Consider the following 23,463-nt stretch of genomic DNA (forward strand, 5'->3'; position numbering starts at 1 on the left):
GAAGCACCGAGGAACACCACTGATGACGACAACGGACGCCGCCCGGGGCGAGCTGCGCAGCCTGCTGCTCAGCCGCATCCGGGACGTGCCCGACTACCCCAGGGCCGGGGTGATGTTCAAGGACATCACCCCGCTGCTCGCCGACCCCGTCGCCTTCGGCGCCCTGGTCGACGCCCTCGCCGAGGTCTGCATCCGGCACGGCGCCGACAAGGTCGTCGGGCTGGAGGCGCGCGGGTTCATCCTCGCCGCCCCAGCCGCGGCCCGCGCCGGACTGGGCTTCGTCCCCGTCCGCAAGGCGGGCAAGCTCCCGGCGGCCACGCACGGGCAGCGGTACGAGCTGGAGTACGGCACGGCCGAGATCGAGGTCCACCAGGACGCGTTCGGAGCCGGCGACCGGGTCCTTGTCATCGACGACGTCCTCGCCACCGGCGGGACGGCCGAGGCCTCCCTCGACCTCGTCCGCCGTACCGGCGCCGAGGTCGCCGGTGTCGCCGTCCTGCTGGAGCTCGGCTTCCTGGGCGGCCGCGAGCGCCTCGCCCCGTCCCTGGCCGGGGCCCCGCTGGAGGTCCTGATCGCCGTCTGAGCGCGGCTCTTGCTCCGTCCCTGGGGGGCCCGGCCGTCCGGCCGGCCACCACAGGCGTTTCCGGAGGGGTGCCGCCCGGGAGGGGCCTCCTCCTCGCCCCCGCGGGGGCCCGTTTTGCCGTGCTGCGGGACGGGAGGGACGGGACAGGACGCGGTTCCCCCGGTCACATCGCTACCATGGTGTACCGGACTCTCCCTCCTTGCCCGTTCTCGGACAGGAGGGGCCCAGAAGGAGTGCCCTTGCAAGACGAGGCCAGGTCGACCCAGCCGAAGACCGCCGCGGAGGGACGCGAGGCGTCCTCCGTCTCCGCGGCTCCTTCCGCCGCGCCCGCCGCCCCCGCGGAGAGCACCGCTCCCAAGGCCCCGCCGGCGACACCGGGGGCCCGCCCCGTGCGGACGCCCGGCAGCGTGGCGCCGAACCGGCCCGCGACCTCCTCGAACCGCGTCCGCGCCCGTCTCGCCCGGCTGGGCGTGCAGCGGTCCAGCCCGTACAACCCGGTGCTGGAGCCCCTGCTGCGCATAGTGCGCAGCAACGACCCCAAGGGCGACACGTCGCAGCTGCGCCAGATCGAGCGCGCCTACCAGGTGGCGGAGCGCTGGCACCGCGGCCAGAAGCGCAAGAGCGGCGACCCGTACATCACGCACCCGCTCGCGGTGACGACGATCCTCGCCGAGCTCGGCATGGACCCGGCCACGCTGATGGCCGGGCTGCTGCACGACACGGTGGAGGACACCGAGTACGGCCTGGACGCGCTGCGCCGCGACTTCGGCGATTCCGTCGCCCTGCTGGTGGACGGCGTCACCAAGCTCGACAAGGTCAAGTTCGGCGAGGCCGCGCAGGCCGAGACCGTGCGCAAGATGGTCGTGGCGATGGCCAAGGACCCGCGCGTCCTGGTGATCAAACTCGCCGACCGCCTGCACAACATGCGCACCATGCGGTACCTCAAGCGGGAAAAGCAGGAGAAGAAGGCCCGCGAGACGCTGGAGATCTACGCCCCGCTGGCGCACCGGCTGGGCATGAACACCATCAAGTGGGAGCTGGAGGACCTCGCGTTCGCGATCCTCTACCCCAAGATGTACGACGAGATCGTGCGCCTGGTCGCGGAGCGCGCCCCCAAGCGCGACGAGTACCTGGCGGTCGTCACCGACCAGGTGCAGCAGGACCTGCGCGCGGCCCGCATCAAGGCGACCGTCACCGGCCGCCCGAAGCACTACTACAGCGTGTACCAGAAGATGATCGTGCGGGGCCGCGACTTCGCCGAGATCTACGACCTGGTGGGCATCCGGGTCCTGGTCGACACCGTCCGCGACTGCTACGCGGCGCTGGGCACCATCCACGCGCGGTGGAACCCGGTGCCGGGGCGGTTCAAGGACTACATCGCGATGCCCAAGTTCAACATGTACCAGTCGCTGCACACGACGGTCATCGGGCCCAGCGGCAAGCCGGTCGAGATCCAGATCCGCACCTTCGACATGCACCGCCGCGCCGAGTACGGCATCGCGGCGCACTGGAAGTACAAGCAGGAGGCCGTCGCCGGCGCCTCCAAGGTGCGTACCGACAGCCCGAAGTCCGCGAAGAAGGACGACGCGGTCAACGACATGGCGTGGCTGCGGCAGTTGCTGGACTGGCAGAAGGAGACGGAGGACCCGGGCGAGTTCCTGGAGTCGCTGCGCTTCGACCTGTCCCGCAACGAGGTCTTCGTCTTCACGCCCAAGGGCGACGTCATCGCACTTCCCGCGGGCGCCACCCCGGTCGACTTCGCGTACGCCGTGCACACCGAGGTCGGTCACCGGACCATCGGCGCGCGCGTCAACGGCCGCCTGGTGCCGCTGGAGTCGACCCTCGACAACGGCGACACCGTGGAGGTCTTCACCTCCAAGGCCGCCGGCGCGGGCCCGTCCCGCGACTGGCTCGGCTTCGTCAAGTCCCCGCGGGCGCGCAACAAGATCCGCGCCTGGTTCTCCAAGGAACGCCGCGAGGAGGCCGTCGAGCAGGGCAAGGACGCCATCGCGCGGGCCATGCGCAAGCAGGGCCTGCCGATTCAGCGCGTGCTCACCGGCGACTCGCTCGTCACCCTGGCCCACGAGATGCGCTACCCCGACATCTCCGCGCTGTACGCGGCGATCGGCGAGGGGCACATCACCGCGCAGTCGGTGGTGCAGAAGCTCGTCGAGGCGCTGGGCGGCGAGGAGGGCGCGACCGAGGACATCGCCGAGATCACGATGCCCTCGCGGAGCCGCACCAAGCGGCGGTCGGCCGCCGACCCGGGTGTGATCGTCAAGGGCGAGCGGGACGTATGGGTCAAGTTGTCGCGCTGCTGCACCCCGGTGCCCGGCGACCCGATCATCGGCTTCGTCACCCGTGGCAACGGCGTCTCGGTGCACCGTGCGGACTGCGTCAACGTCGAGGCGCTGTCGCAGCAGCCCGAGCGGATCATCGACGTCGAGTGGGCGCCGACGCAGTCGTCGGTCTTCCTGGTCGCCATCCAGGTCGAGGCCCTGGACCGCGCCCGCCTGCTGTCGGACGTCACGCGCGTGCTGTCCGACCAGCACGTCAACATCCTGTCCGCGGCCGTCCAGACCTCCCGCGACCGGGTCGCCACCTCCCGCTTCACGTTCGAGATGGGCGACCCCAAGCACCTCGGCCACGTCCTGAAGGCGGTCCGCGGCGTGGAGGGCGTCTACGACGTCTACCGGGTCACCTCGGCACGGCAGCGCTGACGGCCTCCCCGGGGCCCCGGAAGCCCGCGGCCCCGGGGGAGGACCGCAACAGCCCGCAGGGCCCGTACGCGACCGCGTACGGGCCCTGCGGGCTTGCCGGCCGGTCCGGCCGGGACGGCTCTCAGCCGCTGAACTCGTCGAGGGACTTCAGCGCCTGGTCGAGCAGCGCCTGCCGGCCGTCCAGCTCGCGCTGGAGCTTCTCGGCCTTGGCGGTGTTCCCCGCGGCGCCCGCCTTCTCGATCTGATCACGCAGCTTGTCGACAGCGGCCTGGAGCTGGCCGGTCAGACCCGCCGCCCGGGCCCGCGCCTCGGGGTTGGTGCGCCGCCACTCCGACTCCTCGGTGTCGTGGATGGCGCGCTCGACCGCGTGCATGCGGGCCTCGATCCGGGGCCGGGCGTCGCGCGGCACGTGACCGATCGCCTCCCAGCGCTCGTTGATGCCTCGGAACGCAGCGCGGGCCGACTTGAGGTCGGTCACCGGGAGCAGCTTCTCGGCCTCGATGGCCAGCTCCTCCTTGAGCGTGAGGTTCTCGCGCTGCTCGGTGTCCCGCTCCGCGAAGACCTCGGAGCGGGCCGCGAAGAAGACGTCCTGGGCGCCGCGGAAACGGTTCCACAGGTCGTCCTCGGCCTCGCGCTGCGCGCGGCCGGCGGCCTTCCACTCGGTCATCAGCTCGCGGTAGCGCGCCGCGGTCGGACCCCAGTCGGTGGAGCCGGACAGCGCCTGCGCCTCCTCCACCAGCTTCTCCTTGTGCTGCCTGGCCTCCTCGCGCTGCGCGTCGAGCTGCGCGAAGTGCCCCTTGCGGCGCTTGGAGAAGACCGAACGGGCGTGGCTGAAGCGGTGCCACAGCTCGTCGTCGGTCTTGCGGTCCAGGCGGGGCAGGCCCTTCCAGGTGTCGACGAGCGCGCGCAGGCGCTCGCCGGCGGAACGCCACTGCTCGCTCTCGGCCAGCTGCTCCGCCTCGACGACCAGGGCCTCCTTGGCCGTCTTCGCCTCCTCGGAGGCCTTGGCCTTGGCCACCTTGCGCTCTTCACGGCGCGAGTCGACCAGCGCGGTGAGCGCGTCCAGCCGCTCGCCCAGCGCCGCCAGGTCGCCGACGGCATGCGCCTCGGTCACCGCGGTGCGCAGGTGCTCGATGGCCGTCAGCGCGTCCTTGGCGGACAGGTCGGTGGTCTTCACCCGGCGTTCGAGGAGGCCGATCTCGACGACGATACCCTCGTACTTCCGCTCGAAGTAGGCCAGCGCCTCCTCGGGGGAGCCCGCCTGCCACGAGCCGACTTCACGCTCGCCCTCGGCCGTACGCACGTACACGGTCCCCGTCTCGTCGACGCGGCCCCACGGGTCGCTGCTCACAGCGCCTCCTCCACGTGATGCCCGGCCTCTTCACGGCACACGGCATCGTCCACAGTTCCATCCGGCCGGGCCGTGCCCTGGCCGGTCCCGACGGGCCCGCTCGCGCGGTGCGGCCGTCGGCGCAGGCACCCTACACAACGCCAACATAGGCGACCGGTGGCCCGGCTGTCCGCATCCCGCACCCGCGAATTCACCGAGCGGGTGCGGGGACGCGGCTCAGGACGCGCTGACCGTCGCCTTGTTGATCACCACGGTCGCGTTCGGGGCGCCGTCACCGGCGCCCGTGGAGTCCCCGGCTGCGGCGATCTTCTTGAGCACCGCCATGCCGTCGGCCGTGATCGTGCCGAACGGCGTGTAGGTCGGCGGGAGCGGGCTGTCCTGGTAGACGAGGAAGAACTGGCTGCCACCGGTGTGCGGCTGGCCGGTGTTGGCCATCGCGACGGTGCCCGCCGGGTACGTGCCCTTGGCGACCGACGTCGCCTTCAGGTTCTCGTCCGGGATCGTGTAGCCGGGACCGCCGGAGCCGGAGCCCGTCGGGTCGCCGCACTGGAGCACGTAGATGCCGGAGGTGGTGAGCCGGTGGCACTTGGTGTGGTCGAAGTAGCCCTTGCCGGCCAGGAAGGCGAAGGAGTTGACCGTGTGCGGCGCGTTCTTCGCGTCGAGGTCCAGAGCGATGTCGCCGCAGGTGGTCTGCAGATCGAAGGTGTACTTCTTGGCCGCGTCGACGGTGACCGCGGGCTCCTTCTTCCACTGCTCGGTGCCGGGGGCGCCCTCGGCGGGCTTGGCGCACGGGTCGGGCGCCTTGCTGGGCGCGCTGCTGGCCGCCGCGCTGGGGGACGCCTTGGCGGCCGCCTCGTCCTGCTTGCTGTCGCCGGTGAACGCGCCGGCGGCCCAGGCCGTGGCCCCGGCCGCCAGGACGACCGCCACGACGACGGCGATCACCGTGTTGCGCTGCCGTGCGCGGTTGCGCGCACCCACCCGGCGCTCCTGCTGCCGCTCGAACTTCTCCCGGGCGAGCTGGCGCCGCCGCTGATCCTTGGTGACCACTGAGCCGTCTCCCGATGCCCTCTGCTCGAACTGTCGAGTGTGCCTGTACGTCTGTCTCTGCTTGGTACGTCGTGGCCGATCTTCGCTTCCGCCACGCCCACAGTCCAGCGACGTTACTGGTTCGCGATGGCCGCGTTCACGCCGGTAGGCTCAGGACGTCGCCCTCGGGCGGCACGACCTGCCGCGAACGACAGCCGACAGAAGGACGAACGTGCTCATTGCCGGGTTCCCCGCCGGGGCCTGGGGCACCAATTGCTATGTGGTGGCCCCCGCCGCCGGTGAGGAGTGCGTGATCATCGACCCGGGTCACGAAGCGACCCAGGGTGTCGAGGACACGCTCGCCAAACACCGTCTCAAGCCCGTCGCCGTCATCCTCACCCACGGCCACATCGACCATGTGGCCTCGGTCGTTCCGGTCTGCGGGGCGCACGGCGTCCCGGCCTGGATCCACCCCCGCGACCGCTACATGCTGGACGACCCGGAGAAGGCCCTCGGACGTTCCATCGGTGCCCAACTGCTCGGTGAACTCACCATCGGGGAGCCCGACGACGTCAGGGAGCTCTCCGACGGCAGCAGCCTGGAGCTGGCCGGTCTGGAGCTGACCGTGGCGCACGCGCCCGGCCATACCAAGGGGTCGGTGGCCTTCAGGCTTCCCGAGACCGCCGAGATCCCCTCGGTGTTCTTCTCGGGCGACCTGCTGTTCGCCGGCTCCGTCGGACGCACCGACCTGCCCGGCGGTGACACGGACGAGCTGTTGGCGTCGCTGGCACGTGTGTGCCTGCCGCTCGACGACTCGACCGTGGTGCTGTCCGGTCACGGTCCCCAGACGACCATCGGCCGTGAGCGCGCCTCCAATCCGTATCTCGCGGAGTTGGCCCGCGGCCTCGGGGACGCCGGACGGACGGCGACTCCGCGACGAGGAATGTGACGAGAGACTTCCTGTGAGCACTTTCAAGGCCCCCAAGGGCACGTACGACCTTCTGCCGCCCGATTCCGCCGTGTTCCTGGCGGTACGCGAGGCGATCGCCGCGCCGCTGCGGCGGGCCGGCTACGGCTATGTGGAGACCCCCGGCTTCGAGACGGTGGAGCTGTTCTCGCGCGGTGTCGGCGAGTCCACCGACATCGTGACCAAGGAGATGTACACCCTCACCACCAAGGGCGGCACGCACCTCGCGCTGCGCCCCGAGGGCACCGCCTCGGTGCTGCGCGCCGCGCTGGAGGCCAATCTGCACAAGACCGGCAACCTGCCGGTCAAGCTCTGGTACTCCGGCTCCTACTACCGCTACGAGCGTCCGCAGGCCGGGCGTTACCGCCACTTCTCCCAGGTGGGCGCGGAGGCGATCGGCGCCGAGGACCCGGTGCTGGACGCCGAGCTGATCATCCTGGCCGTGGACGCGTACCGGTCGCTCGGACTGCGCACCTTCCGCCTGCTGCTCAACTCACTGGGCGACAAGGAGTGCCGTCCGGTCTACCGGGCCGCGCTCCAGGACTTCCTGCGCGCCCTCGACCTCGACGAGGACACCCGCCGGCGCATCGAGATCAACCCGCTGCGCGTGCTGGACGACAAGCGCGAGAGCGTCCAGAAGCAGCTCGTCGGCGCCCCGATGATGCGCGACCACCTGTGCGAGGCCTGCAAGGCCTACCACGAGCAGGTGCGCGAACTGCTGACGGCGGCGGGCGTGGAGTACGAGGACGACCCCAAGCTGGTGCGCGGTCTGGACTACTACACCCGCACCACCTTCGAGTTCGTCCACGACGGTCTGGGCTCGCAGTCCGCGGTCGGCGGCGGCGGCCGCTACGACGGCCTGTCCGAGATGATCGGCGGCCCCGCGCTGCCGTCGGTGGGCTGGGCGCTCGGCGTGGACCGCACCGTTCTGGCGCTGAAGGCCGAGGGCGTGGAGCTCGAACTGCCCGCGCCCACGCAGGTGTTCGCGGTGCCGATGGGCGAGGAGGCGCGCCGGGTGCTGTTCGGCGCGGTCACCGGGCTGCGCAGGGCCGGTGTCGCCACGGACTTCGCCTTCGGCGGCAAGGGCCTGAAGAACGCCATGAAGTCCGCCAACCGTTCGGGCGCCCGGTTCGCGATCGTCGCCGGTGAGCGCGATCTCGCCGAGGGCGTCGTGCAGCTGAAGGACCTGGAGAGCGGGGAGCAGACCGCCGTGCCGGTCGACCGGATCGTCGGCGCCCTGCGCGAGCGGCTGGCCTGACCCGCGCGCCACGCGGTCCGGCCGGTGCGCCCGGGGCCGGACCGCGGGCCGTCGGCGCACGCGAGCCGCACATGAGGGGTTCGCGACGGGCGGCGTCGGCCGGCGCGCGGCACGGTCCGGCGGGAGCGCCGGGCGTACCGTGGGAAGTGGCCGTCCCGAGCGGGTGTCCATGCAGTCGCTCCCACGCCAACACGCGTCTGTCCGTGTCGGCGGCACCGAGCGGTCCCGTACCACCCGGCGAGTGGTGTTCGCCGGTGGCGGTCGGATCCGGTTCGACGACGCGGGCAGGGGTGTAGAGCGAGTCGCGGGCGACGGGGCAGGGGCAGGCCGCGCGGGTGCGCCGGTCGGCGCCGCTCATCGCTTCCCCGCTGCGGGCGGTACCCAGGAGTGGCCTGGTTCCCCGCCCGGGCGGGGAAGTAGGTGGTCCGGTGTCCCGGTGAGGGCCGGGAACCGTCGTTCACGAGGCGCGGGCCGGCCGGCGGAGGATGCCGCGAGGCGGGCGGTCCGCGCGGTGGTGCCGGTGACGGGTTCAGCTGCCATGAGGGCGGTCCATGACGGTGTGGGACGGTGCGGGACGGTGTTCTCGATCCGGGACGCCGGAGCGTCCACCGTGAGGCGGGAACCGTCACCGGCCGCGTAACACCACGAAACCGGATGATCCGGATCAATCGCCTCCGGAACTTCATCTAACTCGCGGCCCTCACGCAGAGTCAAGATTTCGGCCCTTACTTTGCCTCGCTTTTGCTCATGGGGTACGCAGAGTGACCTTCGGTGATTCTCCGGGCGATCTCCTGCGGCGCAACGGGCCGGCCGAAGTGCCACCCCTGCCCCCAGTCGCAGCCCAGCGAGCGCAGCCACCGCGCGTGCTGCGGGGTCTCCACGCCCTCCGCGGTGACGGTCAGGCCCAGCGCGTGCGCCAGCGACACCAGCCCCCCGACGATCCGCCAGCCCACCGGCTCCTCCGACCCGTGCTGGTGGGTGTCCGACACGAAGGTGCCCGCGATCTTCAGCCCGGACACCGGGAGGTTCCGCAGATAGGCGAGGTTCGACCAGCCGGTGCCGAAGTCGTCCACCGCCAGAGAGACACCGGCGTCGGCGAGTGCCTGGAGGGCGCGCAGCGACTCGTCCTCGGGGCCGATGACCGCGCTCTCGGTGATCTCCAGCTGGAGCCGGCGGGGGTCGAGGCCGCTGTTGTCCAGGATGCGCGTGATGTCGTTCACCAGCCCCGGGTTGCGTGCCTGACGCACCGCCAGATTCACATTGATCTGCGGTGCCGCGTCCCCGAACCGGCGCACCCACTCCGCGGCCTGCCCGATCGCCCGCTCCAGGATCCACCGCCCCAGCGGCATGATCAGCCCGGTCTCCTCCGCCGTCGCCACGAACTCGTCCGGGCCCAGCACCCCGAACTGCGGATGGCGCCAGCGCACCAGGGCCTCGACCGCGGCCAGGCTGCCGTCGGACAGCGCGCACAGCGGCTGGTAGTCCACGAAGAACTCGCCGCGGTCCAGCGCCACCGGCAGCCGGACGGAGATCGCGTACCGGCTCACCGCGCGCGCGTTCTGCGTCGGGTCGAACAGCGTCCACCGGCCGCGCCCGGACTCCTTCGACCGGTACAGCGTCAGATCGGCCGCGCGCACCGCGGCGCCCGGCGTGGTCGCCGCCACGGTGCGCGCCAGGACGCCCACGCTGGCGCCGATGGCCAGTTTGTGACCGGCGATCAGGAAGGGCCGGGCGAGGGTCGTCAGGACGAGCTTGGCGACGGCCACCGCCTCCTCCTCGCCCCGGCAGTCCTCCAGCAGCACCACGAACTCGTCGCCGCCGAGCCGGGCCACCAGGTGCCCGAGCGGGGTGAGCGCGGTGTCCAGGCGCTCGGCCACCGCCGCGAGCAGCAGGTCGCCGGTCTCGTGCCCCAGGCTGTCGTTGACGACCTTGAAGCCGTCCAGGTCGACGTAGCACAGGCCGAAGCGGGCGTCCGGCTGCGGCTCCTCGAACAGGGCCTCCAGCCGCTCGAAGAAGGCCGCCCGGTTCGGCAGCCCGGTGAGCGGGTCGTGCGTCGCCTGGTGGCGCAGCCGCTCCTGGAGGCGGTACCGGTCGGTGATGTCCTCGACCATCGCCACCTGGTAGCGGGGCTCGCCGTTCTCACCGCGGATCAGCGAGACCGTCAGATGCGTCCAGACCACCTCCCCGTCGTGCCGGTAGTACGGCTTGTCGCAGGTGAAGCGGTCCCGCCGCCCCTGCACCAGGTCCTCGTACGCCTCCCACACCCCCGGCGCGTCCTCCGGATGCACCAGGTCGGTGACCCGCCGGCCCCGCAGGTCCTCCGACCGGGTCCCGAACAGCTCCCGCAGCGCCCGGTTGACCTGGAGGATCGTGCCGTTCACATCGGCCATGCCGATGCCGATGGCGGCGTGCTCGAACAGGGCGCGGAACCGCGCCTCGGAAGCCCGCCAGGCCCGTTCCGCCTCCTCGCGGGCGTCGAAGGCGGCGCGCTGGATCGCCTCCTGCTCGCGCAGCGTCCGCTCGCGCAGGGCCGCCGCCCATCCGGCGGCGAAAACACCGGAGACGGCCGCCAGGCGGCCCGGGGCGGCCCGCTGCGTGTGCAGCAGGGCGACGGCGTGCGCGAGGATCTCGGGATCGGTGAAGTGGGCGTCCACCAGCAGGGCCGCGGCCTCCTCGGCCAGCGGGGTGTCCGCATCGGTCCCGGCCAGCGAGCGGCGCAGCAGCTCCGCCGTGCGGCCCGCGACCCGGGCCAGCGTCGGCGGCGGCAGGGCCAGCCCCTGGCCGGAGCGGAGCAGCCGGTACCAGGCCTCGGTGAAGTCGCGGGTGCCCACGGGGGTCAGCGGCTCCGTCACGGCCGTATCCCCACCCCGGTCAGGCCCGACAGCAGCTCCGGGTGCGGTCCGACCGACTCGGGGTCGTCCGGGTGCCACTCGTTGAGCCACACGATGCCGGGCTCGACCATCTCGAAGCCCTCGAAGAACGTCGCCACCTGCTGCCGGGTGCGCATGGTCAGCGGGGTCGCGGTCCGGGCGTAGAGCGCCTCCAAGGGGGCGGCCTTCTCGGGGCGCGACTCCTGGGAGGCGTGCGAGAGCACCAGGTAGCTGCCGGGGGGCATGGCCTCCCTCAGCGTGGCCACGATCTTGGCGGGCGCGGCCGAGTCCGGCACGAAGTGCAGGACGGCGACGAGGAGCACGGCGACCGGTTCCCCCGGCCGCAGCAGGTCCTCGATCTCGGGCCGGGACAGCAGGTCGACGGGGTCGGTCATGTCGGCCGCCACCATCGCGCAGCGCGGGTCGTCCTTGAGCATCAGCCGGCTGTGCGCCACGGCGATCGGATCGTCGTCGACGTACACCACCCGGGTGTCGGGGCGCACCGGGCGCGCCACCTCGTGGACGGCGCCGTACGTCGGGATGCCCGACCCGATGTCGATGAAGCGGCTCACGCCCTGGGCCGCGACGTAACTCACCGACCGGCGCAGGAACGCGCGGTTGGCGCGCATGATCTCCGGGAGGTCGGGCCAGAGCGCCAGGGCCTCGCGGGCCATGTCGCGGTCGGCCGCGAAATTGTGCGACCCGCCCAGGTAGTAGTCGTAGACCCGGGCGGCGTTGGGGGTCTCCACGTCGGTCCCGGCCGGCACCCATTCCGGACGTTGCATCGTGCACCTCTCCCGAGCCGGTCGGACGTCCCGGCTCCCCGGATCAGCCTAAAGTCCCTAGTGTCTTATATGTACGTATTCTCGCAGTGATCGGTTCACCATGAGCAGGCTCATCGAGGACTACGGCCTCATCGGGGACCTCCAGACGGCCGCGCTTGTCGGCCGGGACGGCTCCGTGGACTGGCTCTGCCTGCCCCGCTTCGACTCGCCGAGCTGCTTCGCCGCGCTCCTGGGCGACGAGCGCCACGGGAGCTGGCGGCTGGCCCCGGTGGGCGGCGGACAGTGCGAGAGCCGCGCCTACCGCGCCGGCACCCTGGTGCTGGAGACCTACTGGCGCACGGCCGGCGGCGCCGTCAAGGTGATCGACTTCATGCCCCAGCGCGAGCGCGCGCCGCACCTCATCCGCATCGTGGAGGGCCTGAGCGGCACCGTGGACATGCGCAGCGAACTGCGCCTGCGCTTCAACTACGGCCGCACCGCCCCCTGGGTGCGGCGCACCGGGCACCACCGCGTCGCGGTCGCGGGCCCCGACTCGGCCTGGCTGCGGGCGACCCCCGGCGTGCACACCTACGGCTCCGACGGCTGCACCCGCTCCGACGCCACCGTTGAGGCGGGGCAGCGGGTGCCCTTCGTCCTCACCTGGCAGCCCTCGCACCTGAGCGCCTCGCACCGTACCGACCCCGAGGCCGCGCTGCGCGCCACCGTCGCCCGGTGGCAGGACTGGGCCGCCGGGTTCCGCTACGCGGGCGACTACCCGGACGCCGTACTGCGCTCGCTGATCACCCTCAAGGCCCTGGCCTACCAGCCCACCGGGGGCATCGTCGCCGCCCCGACCACCTCGCTGCCCGAGCTCATCGGCGGGGTCCGCAACTGGGACTACCGCTTCTGCTGGCTGCGCGACTCCAGCATGACCCTGTCCGCCCTGCTGCGCGGCGGCTTCCGCGAGGAGGCCGCGGCCTGGCGCCAGTGGCTGCTGCGGGCGATCGCCGGCGACCCCGGCGACCTGCGCAGCCTGTACGGCGTGGCGGGGGAGCGCCACCTGCCCGAGACCCACGCCGACTGGTTCCCCGGCTACGAGGGCTCCGGCCCGGTCCGGCTCGGCAATGCCGCGGTCGGGCAGTTCCAGCTCGACGTGTACGGCGAGGTCGTCGACACCCTGCACCTGGCGCTGCGGGCCGGCATCCCCATGGAGCGCCAGGTGTGGGCCTTCCTGCGCAGGATGCTGACGCACCTGGAGGGCCACTGGCGCGAGCCCGACGAGGGGTTGTGGGAGGTGCGCGGCGGCCGCCGGCACTTCGTGCACTCCAAGGTGATGTCCTGGGTCGCCGCCGACCGGGCCGTGCGCATGGCCGAGGCCACGGGACTGCCCGCCCCGGTGGAGCGCTGGCGGGAACTGCGCGACGCCATCCACGCCGACGTCTGCGCCCACGGCTACGACGCGCGGCGCGGGGTCTTCGTCCAGCACTACGGCGGCCGGGCCCTCGACGCGGCGACGCTGTTCATCGTCAAGACCGGTTTCCTGCCGCCCGGCGACCCCCGGGTGGCCCGCACCGTCGACGCCGTCCGCGACGAGCTGGACCTGCACGGCTTCGTCCGCCGCTACACGGGCCCCGACGGCGTCCCGGGAACGGAGGGGGCCTTCCTGGCGTGCTCCTTCTGGCTGGCCGACGCCCTGGCCGCGCTGGGCCGGGAGGACGAGGCCCGGGTGCTGTTCGCCCGTGTCCTGGACAGCGCCAACGACCTCGGACTGCTCCCGGAGGAGTGGGATCCGCTCGCGGCGCGGCACCTCGGTAACACTCCGCAGGCGTTCACACACGTAGCGCTCGTCAACACGGCGTTCACTTTGTCTCGTTGTCCCTCGTACGGGGGACACGGCACCATGGAACCCGGCACTTCCCGCGCATGACACGCGTTGGGCAGTGCGGCAGATCCCCGACCAACGGAACGGCGACATGGTGACTTCGGCGGTAGACACGACCCGCACCGACGGCGAGGACCTGGAGCAGCCCGCCCAGGACCGCATCGGCGCAGGCAGGGCGTACACCTGGCTGCTCGTGGTCTGCGGTGCCCTCGGCCTGCTCGCCTCGTGGGTCATCACGATCGACAAGTTCAAGCTGCTGGAGGACCCGAACTTCGTCCCCGGCTGCAGCCTGAACCCGATCATCTCCTGCGGCAACATCATGAAGAGCGAGCAGGCGCACGCCTTCGGCTTCCCCAACCCGATGATCGGCATGGTGGCCTACCCGGTGGTCATCGCCATCGGCATGGGTATCTTCGCCGGGGCCCGCTACCGCAGCTGGTACTGGCTGGGCCTGCAGGCCGGCACGCTCTTCGGCGTCGGCTTCGTCACGTGGCTGCAGTACCAGTCGCTGTACAGCATCGGTTCGCTGTGCCTGTGGTGCTCGCTGGCCTGGGTCGTCACGATCGCGCTGTTCTGGTACACGCTCGTGCACAACGTGAAGCACCGGATCATCCCGGCACCGGCGGCCCTGCGCAACGTCGTGCTGGAGTTCCACTGGGTCGTCCCCGTGCTCTGGTACGGCGTGCTCGTCCTGCTGATCCTGACCCGCTGGTGGTCGTACTGGAGCAAGCATCTCCTCTGACCGGGCTGTCGGTGCGGTGACATAGGCTTTCCTGCCGTGGAGCCCGACCTGTTCACCGCAGCCGCAGAGGAACGTCAGTCGAGGGAGCCGGGAGGCAGTCCCCTCGCCGTACGGATGCGTCCGCGCACGCTGGACGAGGTCGTGGGGCAGGGGCACCTGCTGCGCCCCGGCTCGCCGCTGCGCCGGCTGGTCGGCGAGGGCGGCGGCGGTCCCGCCGGTCCCTCCTCGGTGATCCTGTGGGGGCCGCCCGGCATCGGCAAGACGACGCTGGCGTACGTGGTCAGCCACGCCACCAACAAGCGCTTCGTCGAGCTCTCGGCGATCACCGCGGGCGTCAAGGAGGTCCGCGCGGTCATCGAGAGCGCCAAGCGCGAGTCCGGCGGCTACGGCAGGGACACCGTCCTCTTCCTCGACGAGATCCACCGCTTCAGCAAGGCGCAGCAGGACTCGCTGCTGCCCGCCGTCGAGAACCGCTGGGTCACGCTGATCGCGGCGACCACGGAGAACCCGTACTTCTCGATCATCTCCCCGCTGCTGTCGCGGTCGCTGCTGCTCACCCTGGAGTCGCTGACCGACGACGACCTGCGCGGCCTCGTGCGGCGCGCCCTCGACGACGAGCGCGGCCTGAAGGACGCCGTCACGCTGTCCGAGGAGGCCGAGGCCCACCTGCTGCGCATCGCCGGCGGCGACGCGCGGCGGGCGCTGACCGCCCTGGAGGCCGGCGCGGGCGCGGCCCTCGCCAAGGGCGAGGGGGAGATCTCGCTGGCCACGCTGGAGGAGTCCGTCGACCGTGCCGCGGTGCGGTACGACCGGGACGGCGACCAGCACTACGACGTGGCCAGCGCCCTGATCAAGTCCATCCGCGGCTCCGACGTGGACGCGGCGCTGCACTACCTGGCGCGCATGATCGAGGCGGGGGAGGACCCGCGGTTCATCGCGCGCCGGCTGATGATCTCGGCGAGCGAGGACATCGGCCTCGCCGACCCGACCGCCCTGCAGACGGCGGTCGCCGCCGCTCAGGCGGTGGCGATGATCGGCTTCCCCGAGGCGGCCCTGACCCTCAGCCACGCCACCATCGCGCTGGCCCTGGCCCCCAAGTCGAACTCCGCGACCACGGCCATAGGCGCGGCGCTCGCGGACGTCCGCGCGGGGAAGACCGGGCCGATCCCGGCGCATCTGCGCGACAGCCACTACAAGGGCGCGGCCAAACTCGGCCACGGGAAGGGCTATCTGTACCCGCACGACCTGCCCGGCGGCATCGCGGCCCAGCAGTACGCCCCGGACGACATCCACGGCACGCGCTACTACGAGCCCACGCGCCACGGCGCGGAGGCGCGCTACGCCGACGTCCTGGACCGGGTCCGGGAGCGCCTTGCGGGGGAGTAGCGGCGTGGGCGGCGTGCCCGCCGACGGCCGGTCAGCGGTCCCGCCGACCGGCGGCCGCCTCCTCGGCGGCGTCGAACAGCGCGTGCATCGCCCGGTGCAGCTCCTGGTGGCCGCGGACCGGTTCGGGGAACTCGAAGCGGGCGTCGAAGCTCCCCTCCGCCCCGGTGAAGCGCACCCGCAGCCCGAACCGGTCGAGTGCCAGCGGCACCGCACCGGTGGGCGCCCGCCGGCGGCCGGACGCGTCCGCGGCGAGCGCGCACAGCCAGGCCACCTGGTCGGCGTGGGACGCGGCCAGGTGCTGCAGCAGTTCCGCCTCGTGGGCGATCAGCGGGTCGGCCTCGGCCGCGGCGAAGTCGTCGGGCTCGACCCGGCCCGCGCCCCACAGGTCGTCCAGAAAGGCCTCGCCGACCTCCAGGCGCAGCCGGACGCGTCCGGCGGGGGCCGGCAGCTCGCGGGCCGCCGTGAGCCACCCCGCGATCCGGGCCCGCCCGCGGATGCGTTCGCGCACCGCCACGGGAGCCACATCGGTGATCTCCAGCACAGCGGTCAGCTCGTCGGCCTCGGCGTGCGCGGCGGCCCGTACGGCCGGGGAATCCGCGGGCAGCAGCAGGAAGAGATCGCCGTCGGTGCCCACGATGCGTTCCAGGGGGATCATCGACTCCGGGCGGTCCGCGGGGAGGCCTGGAACGACCAGTACCGCGGAGGCGGTACCCTGTACGAGAGTTCGTGTGCGTTCGGCTGCTGACGGCAACCGGACGATTTCATGCCCGCTGGGACGCGGCTGACCATGAGCTGATCGGACCTCCGTCAAGTCGGCGCCTGATGAGGCGTCGACGGCGCCCTGTGCGGCGTTGGCTTCGTCTGTGATGCGCGTGGTGTTCCCAGGGCGAGACATACGATCTCCTTCGCTAAGGTAAGGCTAACCTAACTTACATGGAGGTCCGGGAAACGTGAACCAGTCGCGTCCCAAGGTCAAGAAGTCGCGTGCGCTCGGCATCGCCCTGACGCCGAAGGCCGTCAAGTACTTCGAGGCCCGTCCCTACCCGCCGGGCGAGCACGGCCGCGGCCGCAAGCAGAACAGTGACTACAAGGTCCGTCTGCTCGAGAAGCAGCGCCTGCGCGCCCAGTACGACATCTCCGAGCGCCAGATGGCCCGCGCCTACGACCGCGCCCGCAAGGTCAGCGGCAAGACCGGCGAGGCCCTGATCGTCGAGCTCGAGCGCCGCCTGGACGCCCTCGTCCTGCGCGCCGGCCTGGCCCGCACCATCTACCAGGCCCGCCAGATGGTCGTCCACGGCCACATCGAGGTCAACGGCCACAAGGTCGACAAGCCGTCCTTCCGCGTGACCCCGGACGACGTCGTCATGGTCCGCGAGCGCTCCCGCGCCAAGACCCCGTTCCAGGTCGCCCGTGAGGGCGGCTGGGCCGGCGAGGGCGAGACCCCGAAGTACCTGCAGGTCAACCTGCAGGCCCTGGCGTTCCGCCTCGACCGTCTGCCGAACCGTCGTGAGGTCCCCGTGATCTGCGACGAGCAGCTCGTCGTCGAGTACTACGCCCGCTGACGCGAAACCCTCGCGGCACGTCGTACGAAGGCCCGCCGCGCACTGCCCCCCGGGGCGTGCGCGGCGGGCCTTCGCCGTTCGCCGCGGACCGCCGTCAGTCCGGCGGCGCCGTGCGCGGCCGGGCGGTGCCGCGGTGACACCTGGCGGCGTCCCCCACCGGGTCCGGGCCCCGGGGGCGGCTCCGGTTGCCCGCGAGCGCCGGCGGGCACCCGTCGAGGGCGCGGGCCACGGCGGAGTCCAGATCCAGGGCGCCGCCCTCCGCGAAGGCCCGCTCGTAGCCCGCCCGCCCCAGCTCCGCCCGGCTGAGCTCCTTGCAGTGGCTGTGCGGGATGCCGAAATAGCGCGAACCGAAGACCGGCAGGCCCACCGCGTCCCAGATGCCGCCCGCGGCCCCCTGGAGGACCGCCGCCTCCTGGGCGTCGTACGAGGCCGTCAGCGCCGCCAGCAGCTCGATGCCCAGCACGATGCCGACCAGGTCGCGGAAGGCGTGGTTGATCCGGACGCACTCCGCCGCGAGCTCCGCGGCCAGGCACGGGTCCTCCTGCCACCAGGCGATGACCGCCCGCGTGTACAGCGCGTACGCCAGCGCCCAGCGCTCCCCGTGGTCCTCGCAGGTCTCCCTGATGTGCTCGCACAGCTCGATCCCGCCCTCCAGGTCTCCCAGGAAGGCCACCGCCATGGCGAGTTCGACCTCGGCCATGATGACGTTGCTGTTGAGCTCGCCCAGCGTCCGGTAGTGGCCCAGCGCCTCCTCGAACAGCGCCTTCGCCCGCGGCAGGTCGTCACTGAGCAGCGCCCCGCAGCCCATCCGGTGCACCGCGTACGCGACCGCGGCGGCGTTCCCGGTCTCCAGGGCCTGCGCGCGGCACTCGTCGAGCATCCCTCGCGCCGCCGTGCCGTCGCCCTGCAGGATCGAGACGTAGCCGCACACCCACAGCGCCTTGGCGCGCTGCCCGGTCGGCGAGGCGTCGGCCGTCAGCGCCCGCTCCAGCCAGTAGCGCCCCTCGGCGAGCCGGCCGCAGCCGACCCAGAAGAACCACAGGCTCGCCGCGAGGTACTGACCCGTGCGGAACTCCTCGGGGACCTCCAGCGAGAACTCCAACGCGGCCCGCAGATTGGCCAGTTCGCGTTCGGTGCTCGACGAGACCTCCGCCTGCCGGGAGCCGAACCACTCCAGCTCGCCCCAGGTGGCGAAGCCCAGGTACCAGTCGCGGTGCCGGCCCCGCAGCCGCTGCTCCTCGCCCAGCGCGCGCAGCCACCCGAGCCCGTACTCCCGCACCGTGTCCAGCAGCAGGTAGCGGACCGCGCCCGCCGCGTCGCGGCGCAGCACCACCGACTTGTCCACCAGGTCGGCCAGCAGGTCGGCCATGCCCTCGGCCGGCACCTCCGCACCGGCGCACACGTACTCCGCGGCCTCCAGGTCGAAGTCGCCCGCGAAGACCGACAGCCGTGCCCAGAGCAGGCGTTCCTGGGGGGTGCACAGCTCGTGGCTCCATCCGATCGCGGTGCGCAGCGCGCGGTGCCGTTCGGGGCCGCCGGAGCTGCCGGGGCCGCGCCGGGTCAGCAACCGGAACCGGTCGTCGAGCCGTCCGGTGATCTGCCGCACCGACAGCGCCCGCAGCCGGCCCGCCGCCAGTTCCAGCGCCAGCGGGATGCCGTCCAGTCGGCGGCACAGCTCCTCGACCTCGGGGCGGTTCCCGGCGTCCACCCGGAACCCCGGCTGCGCGGCGGTCGCGCGCTCGGCGAACAGCTCCACCGCCTCGCGCGGATCGGCGAGCGGCTCCACGGGAAGCACGTGCTCGCCCGGCACCCCGAGCGGCTGCCGGCTGGTGGCCAGCACCTTCAGGCCGGGCGCCTGCCGCAGCAGCGCCTCCGCGAGGTCGGCGGCCGCGTCCACCTGCCCCTCGCAGCAGTCCAGCACGAGCAGCAGTTCGCGGCCGGCCAGAAAGCCGACGAGCGCGGCCCGCGGGCCGCGCATCGTGTGGTCGGTCAGGTCGAGGGCGGCGGCGACCGCATGGTCCACCAGGCCCGGATCCCGGACCGCGCCGAGTTCCGCCAGCCAGACCCCGGCGCCGAAGCCGCGCGCCGACGATGCCGCGCGCAGCGCGAGTCGGGTCTTGCCCACCCCGCCGACCCCCGTCAGCGTCACCATCCGGGCCGTGCCCAGCAGGCGGTCCACCTCGGCGAGTTCATGCCGCCTGCCGACGAAGTGGTTCAGCTCGCTCGGCAGGTTGCCGGGCGTCCTCTCATGATGCATGGGTCACGGAGGGTATCGTCAAATAAGCGGAACGTACAGTCCGAACGGTGCCGCGGGGGGTAATGCGGTACGGAGTGCGGGGCCCGTCACGATAAGGTCGTTACCTGGTTGACGTGGCGATCCGAGGGAGCAGCAGCGTGTCCGGTGGAGAGGTGGCCGGCCTCATCGTGGCGGTCTTCTGGGCGATCCTGGTGTCGTTCCTCGCCGTGGCGCTGGTGCGGCTCGCCCAGGCGCTCCGGCAGGCCACCCGGCTGGTCGCCGAGGTGACCGACCGGGCCGTACCGCTGCTCGGCGAGGCCTCCGAGGCGGTGCGCTCCGCGCACGCGCAGCTGGCCCGCGTGGAGACCATCACCTCCGACGTCGCCGAGGTGACCGCCAACGCCTCCGCGCTGTCCACGACCGTCGCCTCCACGTTCGGCGGCCCCCTGGTGAAGGTCGCGGCCTTCGGCTACGGGGTGCGGCGCGCGGTCAACCTGCAGACCAAGGGCGCCGCCAAGAAGCGCACCGTGGTCCTCGGCCGGACGCTCCCGTCCGCCCGCAGCCGTAAGTCGAGGGGCTGACCTGCCATGTTCCGCCGTGCTTTCTGGTTCACCGCCGGTGCCGCCGCCGGAGTCTGGGCCACCACCAAGGTCCAGCGCACCGTGCGCGGCCTGACCCCCGAGAGCCTCGCCGCGAAGGCGGCCGACAAGGCCCTGGAGGCAGGGGGCCGGTTGCGCACCTTCGCCCAGGACGTCCGCGCCGGCATGGCCGAGCGCGAGGACCAGCTGAACGACCAACTGGGCCGTACGGCCCCCGATCTCGACATGCCGGCTCAGCGGCCGGCGATCGCGTACCACCACCGGAAGGACGATCACTGATGGAGTCGGCAGAAATCCGCCGCCGCTGGCTGCGCTTCTTCGAGGAGCGCGGGCACACCGTCGTGCCGTCGGCGTCGCTCATCGCCGACGACCCGACCCTTCTTCTGGTGCCCGCGGGCATGGTCCCGTTCAAGCCCTACTTCCTGGGTGAGGTCAAGCCGCCCTTCCCGCGCGCCACCAGCGTGCAGAAGTGCGTCCGCACGCCCGACATCGAAGAGGTCGGCAAGACCACGCGGCACGGCACGTTCTTCCAGATGTGCGGCAACTTCTCCTTCGGGGACTACTTCAAGGAAGGCGCCATCAAGTTCGCCTGGGAGCTGCTCACCAGCTCCGTGGCGGACGGCGGTTACGGGCTCGACCCCGAGCGGCTGTGGATCACCGTCTACAAGGACGACGACGAGGCCGAGCAGATCTGGCGCGACGTGGTGGGCGTGCCCGCCGAGCGCATCCAGCGCCTGGGCATGAAGGACAACTTCTGGTCCATGGGCGTCCCGGGTCCCTGCGGCCCGTGCTCCGAGATCAACTACGACCGCGGTCCCGAGTTCGGCGTCGAGGGCGGCCCGGCCGTCAACGACGAGCGGTACGTGGAGATCTGGAACCTGGTCTTCATGCAGTACGAGCGCGGGGAGGGCACGGGCAAGGAGGAGTTCCCGATCCTCGGCGACCTGCCCGCCAAGAACATCGACACCGGCCTCGGTCTCGAGCGTCTCGCCATGATCCTGCAGGACGTGCAGAACATGTACGAGACCGACACCCTGCGCGTGGTCATCGACAAGGCCACCGAGCTCACCGGCGTCGCCTATGGTGCCGCCCACGAGTCCGACGTCTCCCTGCGCGTGGTCGCCGACCACATGCGCACGTCCGTCATGCTCATCGGCGACGGTGTCACGCCCGGCAACGAGGGCCGCGGCTATGTGCTGCGCCGCATCATGCGCCGTGCCATCCGCAACATGCGCCTGCTGGGCGCCACCGACCCGGTCGTCCTCGACCTGGTCGACGCCGTCATCACGACGATGGGGCAGCAGTACCCGGAGCTGGCCGACGACCGCAAGCGCATCGAGACGGTCGCCGTCGCCGAGGAGAACGCCTTCCTCAAGACGCTCAAGGCCGGCACGAACATCCTCGACACGGCCGTCACCGAGACCAAGGCCGCCGGCTCCTCCGTGCTCCCCGGCGACAAGGCCTTCCTGCTCCACGACACCTGGGGCTTCCCGATCGACCTCACCCTCGAAATGGCCTCCGAGCAGGGCCTGTCGGTGGACGAGGACGGCTTCCGCCGCCTGATGAAGGAGCAGCGGGACCGCGCCAAGGCCGACGCCATGGTGAAGAAGAGCGGCCACGCCGACCTGTCGGCCTACCGCGCCGTCGCCGACTCCGCCGGCACGACCGTGTTCACCGGCTACACCGACAACGAGGGCGAGGCCAGCGTCGTCGGCCTGCTGGTGGACGGCGTGCCGTCGCCGGCCGCCAACGAGGGCGACGAGGTCGAGGTCATCCTCGACCGCACCCCCTTCTACGCCGAGGGTGGCGGCCAGCTCGCCGACACCGGCCGCATCCGCACCGACTCCGGCGCCGTCATCGAGATCCGGGACGTGCAGCAGCCCGTGCCGGGCGTCACTGTGCACAAGGGCAGTGTCCAGGTCGGCGAGGTGACGGTCGGCTCCGGCGTCCTCGCCAGGATCGACCTGGGCCGCCGCCGCGCCATCGCCCGCGCCCACAGCGCCACGCACCTCACGCACCAGGCGCTGCGCGACGCCCTCGGCCCCACGGCCGCCCAGGCCGGCTCGGAGAACTCCCCGGGCCGCTTCCGCTTCGACTTCGGCTCGCCGGCCGCCGTACCCGGCAGCGTGCTCACGGACGTCGAGCAGAAGATCAACGCCGTGCTCGCCCGTGAACTCGACGTCACCGCCGAGGTCATGAGCATCGACGACGCCAAGAAGGCGGGCGCCATCGCCGAGTTCGGCGAGAAGTACGGCGAGCGCGTGCGCGTGGTGACCATCGGCGACTACTCCAAGGAGCTGTGCGGCGGCACGCACGTCCACAACACCGCCCAGCTGGGCCTGGTGAAGCTGCTCGGCGAGTCCTCGATCGGCTCCGGCGTGCGCCGCGTCGAGGCCCTGGTGGGCGTGGACGCGTACAACTTCCTGGCCCGCGAGCACACGGTCGTCGCCCAGCTCCAGCAGCTGGTCAAGGGCCGCTCGGAGGAGCTCCCGGAGAAGATCGCCGGCATGCTCGCCAAGCTCAAGGACGCCGAGAAGGAGATCGAGCGCTTCCGCGCCGAGAAGGTCCTGCAGGCCGCCGCGGGCCTCGCGGAGTCCGCCCAGGACGTCAAGGGCGTCGCCGTGGTGACCGGCCAGGTCCCGGACGGCACGAGCGCGGACGACCTGCGCAAGCTCGTCCTCGACGTCCGCCAGCGGATCACCGGCGGCCGCCCGGCCGTCGTGGCGCTGTTCACCGTGGCCAATGACCGCCCGCTGACCGTGATCGCCACCAACGAGGCCGCCCGTGAGCGCGGTCTGAAGGCCGGCGACCTGGTCCGCACCGCCGCCAAGACCCTCGGCGGCGGTGGCGGCGGCAAGCCGGACGTCGCCCAGGGCGGCGGTCAGAACGCCGACGCCGTCGGCGACGCCGTCGCCGCGGTGCAGCGTCTGGTCGCCGAGACGGTCTGATGTCGCTCGTACGCAGGGGTCGCAGGATCGCGATCGACGTCGGGGACGCCCGCATCGGGGTCGCCTCGTGCGACCCCGACGGGGTCCTCGCCACACCGGTGGAGACGGTGCCCGGCCGGGACGTCCCGGCCGCGCGCCGGCGCATCGCGCAGATCGTCGAGGAGTACGAGCCGATCGAGGTCCTGGTCGGCCTGCCCCGCTCGCTCAGCGGGCGGGAAGGGCCGGCCGCGGCCAAGGCGCGTGGGTTCGCCGAGGATGTGGCTAAGATCATCTCGCCGGTCCCGGTGCGGCTGGTGGACGAGCGAATGACCACGGTGACCGCCACCCAGGGGCTGCGCGCTTCGGGTGTGACGGCGAAGAAGGGACGTTCGGTCGTCGATCAGGCCGCTGCTGTCGTTATCCTGCAGAGTGCCCTGGAGACCGAACGGGTGTCCGGGAAAGCTCCCGGAGAGAGCGTCGAACCTTTTATCTGATCGCGGTACGGTAACGTTCCGCGCGACACAGCGGCTCCATCGCGGAGCCGAGGTGCCCAGGGCCGGTCGACCTGGGCCGTGCCACCGGCGCCGGCC

At 72.1% G+C, this 23,463-nt stretch carries 18 protein-coding genes; 12 read left to right on the forward strand and 6 right to left on the reverse strand.

Features of this window, described 5'->3' with window-relative positions:
* Positions 1 to 22 precede the first annotated feature (22 nt).
* Together ACIP64_RS33215 and ACIP64_RS33220 are read left to right on the forward strand one after the other, a co-directional pair.
* Positions 23 to 583: an adenine phosphoribosyltransferase gene (locus ACIP64_RS33215; RefSeq protein ID WP_401594129.1), complete on the forward strand. Its 561-nt coding sequence runs from the start codon at positions 23 to 25 to the stop codon at positions 581 to 583.
* Between the two features lie 239 nt (positions 584 to 822).
* The gene (locus ACIP64_RS33220) at positions 823 to 3,303 is read left to right on the forward strand and encodes a RelA/SpoT family protein (RefSeq protein ID WP_401594132.1); all 2,481 of its coding nucleotides are present in this window, start codon (positions 823 to 825) and stop codon (positions 3,301 to 3,303) included.
* Positions 3,304 to 3,424: 121 nt separating this feature from the next.
* Here ACIP64_RS33220 and ACIP64_RS33225 read toward each other — a convergent pair whose 3' ends face one another.
* Entirely contained in the window at positions 3,425 to 4,654 is a 1,230-nt protein-coding gene (locus ACIP64_RS33225) for a DUF349 domain-containing protein (RefSeq protein WP_401594135.1), read from the reverse strand.
* A gap of 216 nt (positions 4,655 to 4,870) precedes the next feature.
* Positions 4,871 to 5,701, reverse strand: coding sequence for a peptidylprolyl isomerase (locus tag ACIP64_RS33230; RefSeq protein ID WP_401594138.1), 831 nt, complete (start codon positions 5,699 to 5,701; stop codon positions 4,871 to 4,873).
* A 211-nt stretch (positions 5,702 to 5,912) separates the two neighbouring features.
* Between ACIP64_RS33230 and ACIP64_RS33235 the strand changes: the two genes are divergently transcribed.
* Together ACIP64_RS33235 and hisS are read left to right on the forward strand one after the other, a co-directional pair.
* Complete coding sequence (locus tag ACIP64_RS33235; RefSeq protein ID WP_401594141.1) at positions 5,913 to 6,629, forward strand: MBL fold metallo-hydrolase; 717 nt, start codon at positions 5,913 to 5,915, stop codon at positions 6,627 to 6,629.
* A 13-nt stretch (positions 6,630 to 6,642) separates the two neighbouring features.
* Entirely contained in the window at positions 6,643 to 7,905 is a 1,263-nt protein-coding gene (gene hisS, locus ACIP64_RS33240) for a histidine--tRNA ligase (protein WP_401594144.1), read from the forward strand.
* A 725-nt stretch (positions 7,906 to 8,630) separates the two neighbouring features.
* Here the strand turns inward: hisS and ACIP64_RS33245 are convergent.
* Entirely contained in the window at positions 8,631 to 10,757 is a 2,127-nt protein-coding gene (locus ACIP64_RS33245; RefSeq protein ID WP_401594147.1) for a putative bifunctional diguanylate cyclase/phosphodiesterase, read from the reverse strand.
* Entirely contained in the window at positions 10,754 to 11,560 is an 807-nt protein-coding gene (locus ACIP64_RS33250) for an SAM-dependent methyltransferase (RefSeq protein WP_401594150.1), read from the reverse strand. Before ACIP64_RS33250 ends, ACIP64_RS33245 begins: the two co-directional genes overlap by 4 nt.
* Before the next feature lie 100 nt (positions 11,561 to 11,660).
* On the opposite strand from ACIP64_RS33250, the gene ACIP64_RS33255 reads away from it, so the two are divergent.
* Genes ACIP64_RS33255 through ACIP64_RS33265 form a run of 3 tightly spaced genes read left to right on the forward strand, consistent with a single transcriptional unit; the run spans position 11,661 to position 15,549 of the window.
* A complete protein-coding gene (locus tag ACIP64_RS33255; RefSeq protein ID WP_401594152.1) occupies positions 11,661 to 13,466 on the forward strand; it encodes a glycoside hydrolase family 15 protein in 1,806 nt (601 codons plus the stop codon).
* 46 nt (positions 13,467 to 13,512) lie between these two features.
* Positions 13,513 to 14,163, forward strand: coding sequence for a vitamin K epoxide reductase family protein (locus tag ACIP64_RS33260; RefSeq protein ID WP_401594155.1), 651 nt, complete (start codon positions 13,513 to 13,515; stop codon positions 14,161 to 14,163).
* A 36-nt stretch (positions 14,164 to 14,199) separates the two neighbouring features.
* Positions 14,200 to 15,549 (forward strand): replication-associated recombination protein A, encoded by a 1,350-nt coding sequence (locus ACIP64_RS33265; RefSeq protein ID WP_401594158.1) that lies wholly within the window; start codon positions 14,200 to 14,202, stop codon positions 15,547 to 15,549.
* A 31-nt stretch (positions 15,550 to 15,580) separates the two neighbouring features.
* On the opposite strand, the gene ACIP64_RS33270 is transcribed toward ACIP64_RS33265, so the two are convergent.
* The gene (locus tag ACIP64_RS33270) at positions 15,581 to 16,300 is read right to left on the reverse strand and encodes a DUF2470 domain-containing protein (RefSeq protein ID WP_401594161.1); all 720 of its coding nucleotides are present in this window, start codon (positions 16,298 to 16,300) and stop codon (positions 15,581 to 15,583) included.
* A 199-nt stretch (positions 16,301 to 16,499) separates the two neighbouring features.
* Between ACIP64_RS33270 and rpsD the strand changes: the two genes are divergently transcribed.
* Positions 16,500 to 17,111: a 30S ribosomal protein S4 gene (gene rpsD, locus ACIP64_RS33275; protein ID WP_018564200.1), complete on the forward strand. Its 612-nt coding sequence runs from the start codon at positions 16,500 to 16,502 to the stop codon at positions 17,109 to 17,111.
* A gap of 94 nt (positions 17,112 to 17,205) precedes the next feature.
* Here the strand turns inward: rpsD and ACIP64_RS33280 are convergent, their stop codons facing one another.
* A complete protein-coding gene (locus tag ACIP64_RS33280; protein ID WP_401594164.1) occupies positions 17,206 to 19,368 on the reverse strand; it encodes an ATP-binding protein in 2,163 nt (720 codons plus the stop codon).
* Positions 19,369 to 19,505: 137 nt separating this feature from the next.
* Between ACIP64_RS33280 and ACIP64_RS33285 the strand changes: the two genes are divergently transcribed.
* The 4 genes from ACIP64_RS33285 to ruvX are packed head-to-tail and all read left to right on the forward strand — an operon-like array spanning position 19,506 to position 23,367.
* A complete protein-coding gene (locus ACIP64_RS33285) occupies positions 19,506 to 19,928 on the forward strand; it encodes a DUF948 domain-containing protein (protein WP_401594167.1) in 423 nt (140 codons plus the stop codon).
* 6 nt (positions 19,929 to 19,934) lie between these two features.
* A complete protein-coding gene (locus ACIP64_RS33290; protein WP_360914939.1) occupies positions 19,935 to 20,225 on the forward strand; it encodes a DUF6167 family protein in 291 nt (96 codons plus the stop codon).
* A complete protein-coding gene (gene alaS, locus ACIP64_RS33295; protein WP_401594170.1) occupies positions 20,225 to 22,894 on the forward strand; it encodes an alanine--tRNA ligase in 2,670 nt (889 codons plus the stop codon). Before ACIP64_RS33290 ends, alaS begins: the two co-directional genes overlap by 1 nt.
* Entirely contained in the window at positions 22,894 to 23,367 is a 474-nt protein-coding gene (ruvX, locus tag ACIP64_RS33300) for a Holliday junction resolvase RuvX (RefSeq protein ID WP_401594173.1), read from the forward strand. Before alaS ends, ruvX begins: the two co-directional genes overlap by 1 nt.
* Positions 23,368 to 23,463 lie beyond the last annotated feature (96 nt).

Source organism: Streptomyces sp. NPDC088733, assembly GCF_044751185.1.
In the GTDB taxonomy this organism is placed as follows: Bacteria; Actinomycetota; Actinomycetes; order Streptomycetales; family Streptomycetaceae; genus Actinacidiphila.

Excerpts from the sequence above, each read along its gene's own strand:
- ACIP64_RS33215 (WP_401594129.1), top strand. The coding sequence starts at position 23 with ATGACGACAACGGACGCCGCCCGGGGCGAGCTGCGCAGCCTGCTGCTC.
- ACIP64_RS33250 (WP_401594150.1), bottom strand. The coding sequence starts at position 11,560 with ATGCAACGTCCGGAATGGGTGCCGGCCGGGACCGACGTGGAGACCCCC.
- ACIP64_RS33255 (WP_401594152.1), top strand. The coding sequence starts at position 11,661 with ATGAGCAGGCTCATCGAGGACTACGGCCTCATCGGGGACCTCCAGACG.
- ACIP64_RS33260 (WP_401594155.1), top strand. The coding sequence starts at position 13,513 with ATGGTGACTTCGGCGGTAGACACGACCCGCACCGACGGCGAGGACCTG.
- ACIP64_RS33280 (WP_401594164.1), bottom strand. The coding sequence starts at position 19,368 with ATGCATCATGAGAGGACGCCCGGCAACCTGCCGAGCGAGCTGAACCAC.
- ACIP64_RS33290 (WP_360914939.1), top strand. The coding sequence starts at position 19,935 with ATGTTCCGCCGTGCTTTCTGGTTCACCGCCGGTGCCGCCGCCGGAGTC.
- alaS (WP_401594170.1), top strand. The coding sequence starts at position 20,225 with ATGGAGTCGGCAGAAATCCGCCGCCGCTGGCTGCGCTTCTTCGAGGAG.
- ruvX (WP_401594173.1), top strand. The coding sequence starts at position 22,894 with ATGTCGCTCGTACGCAGGGGTCGCAGGATCGCGATCGACGTCGGGGAC.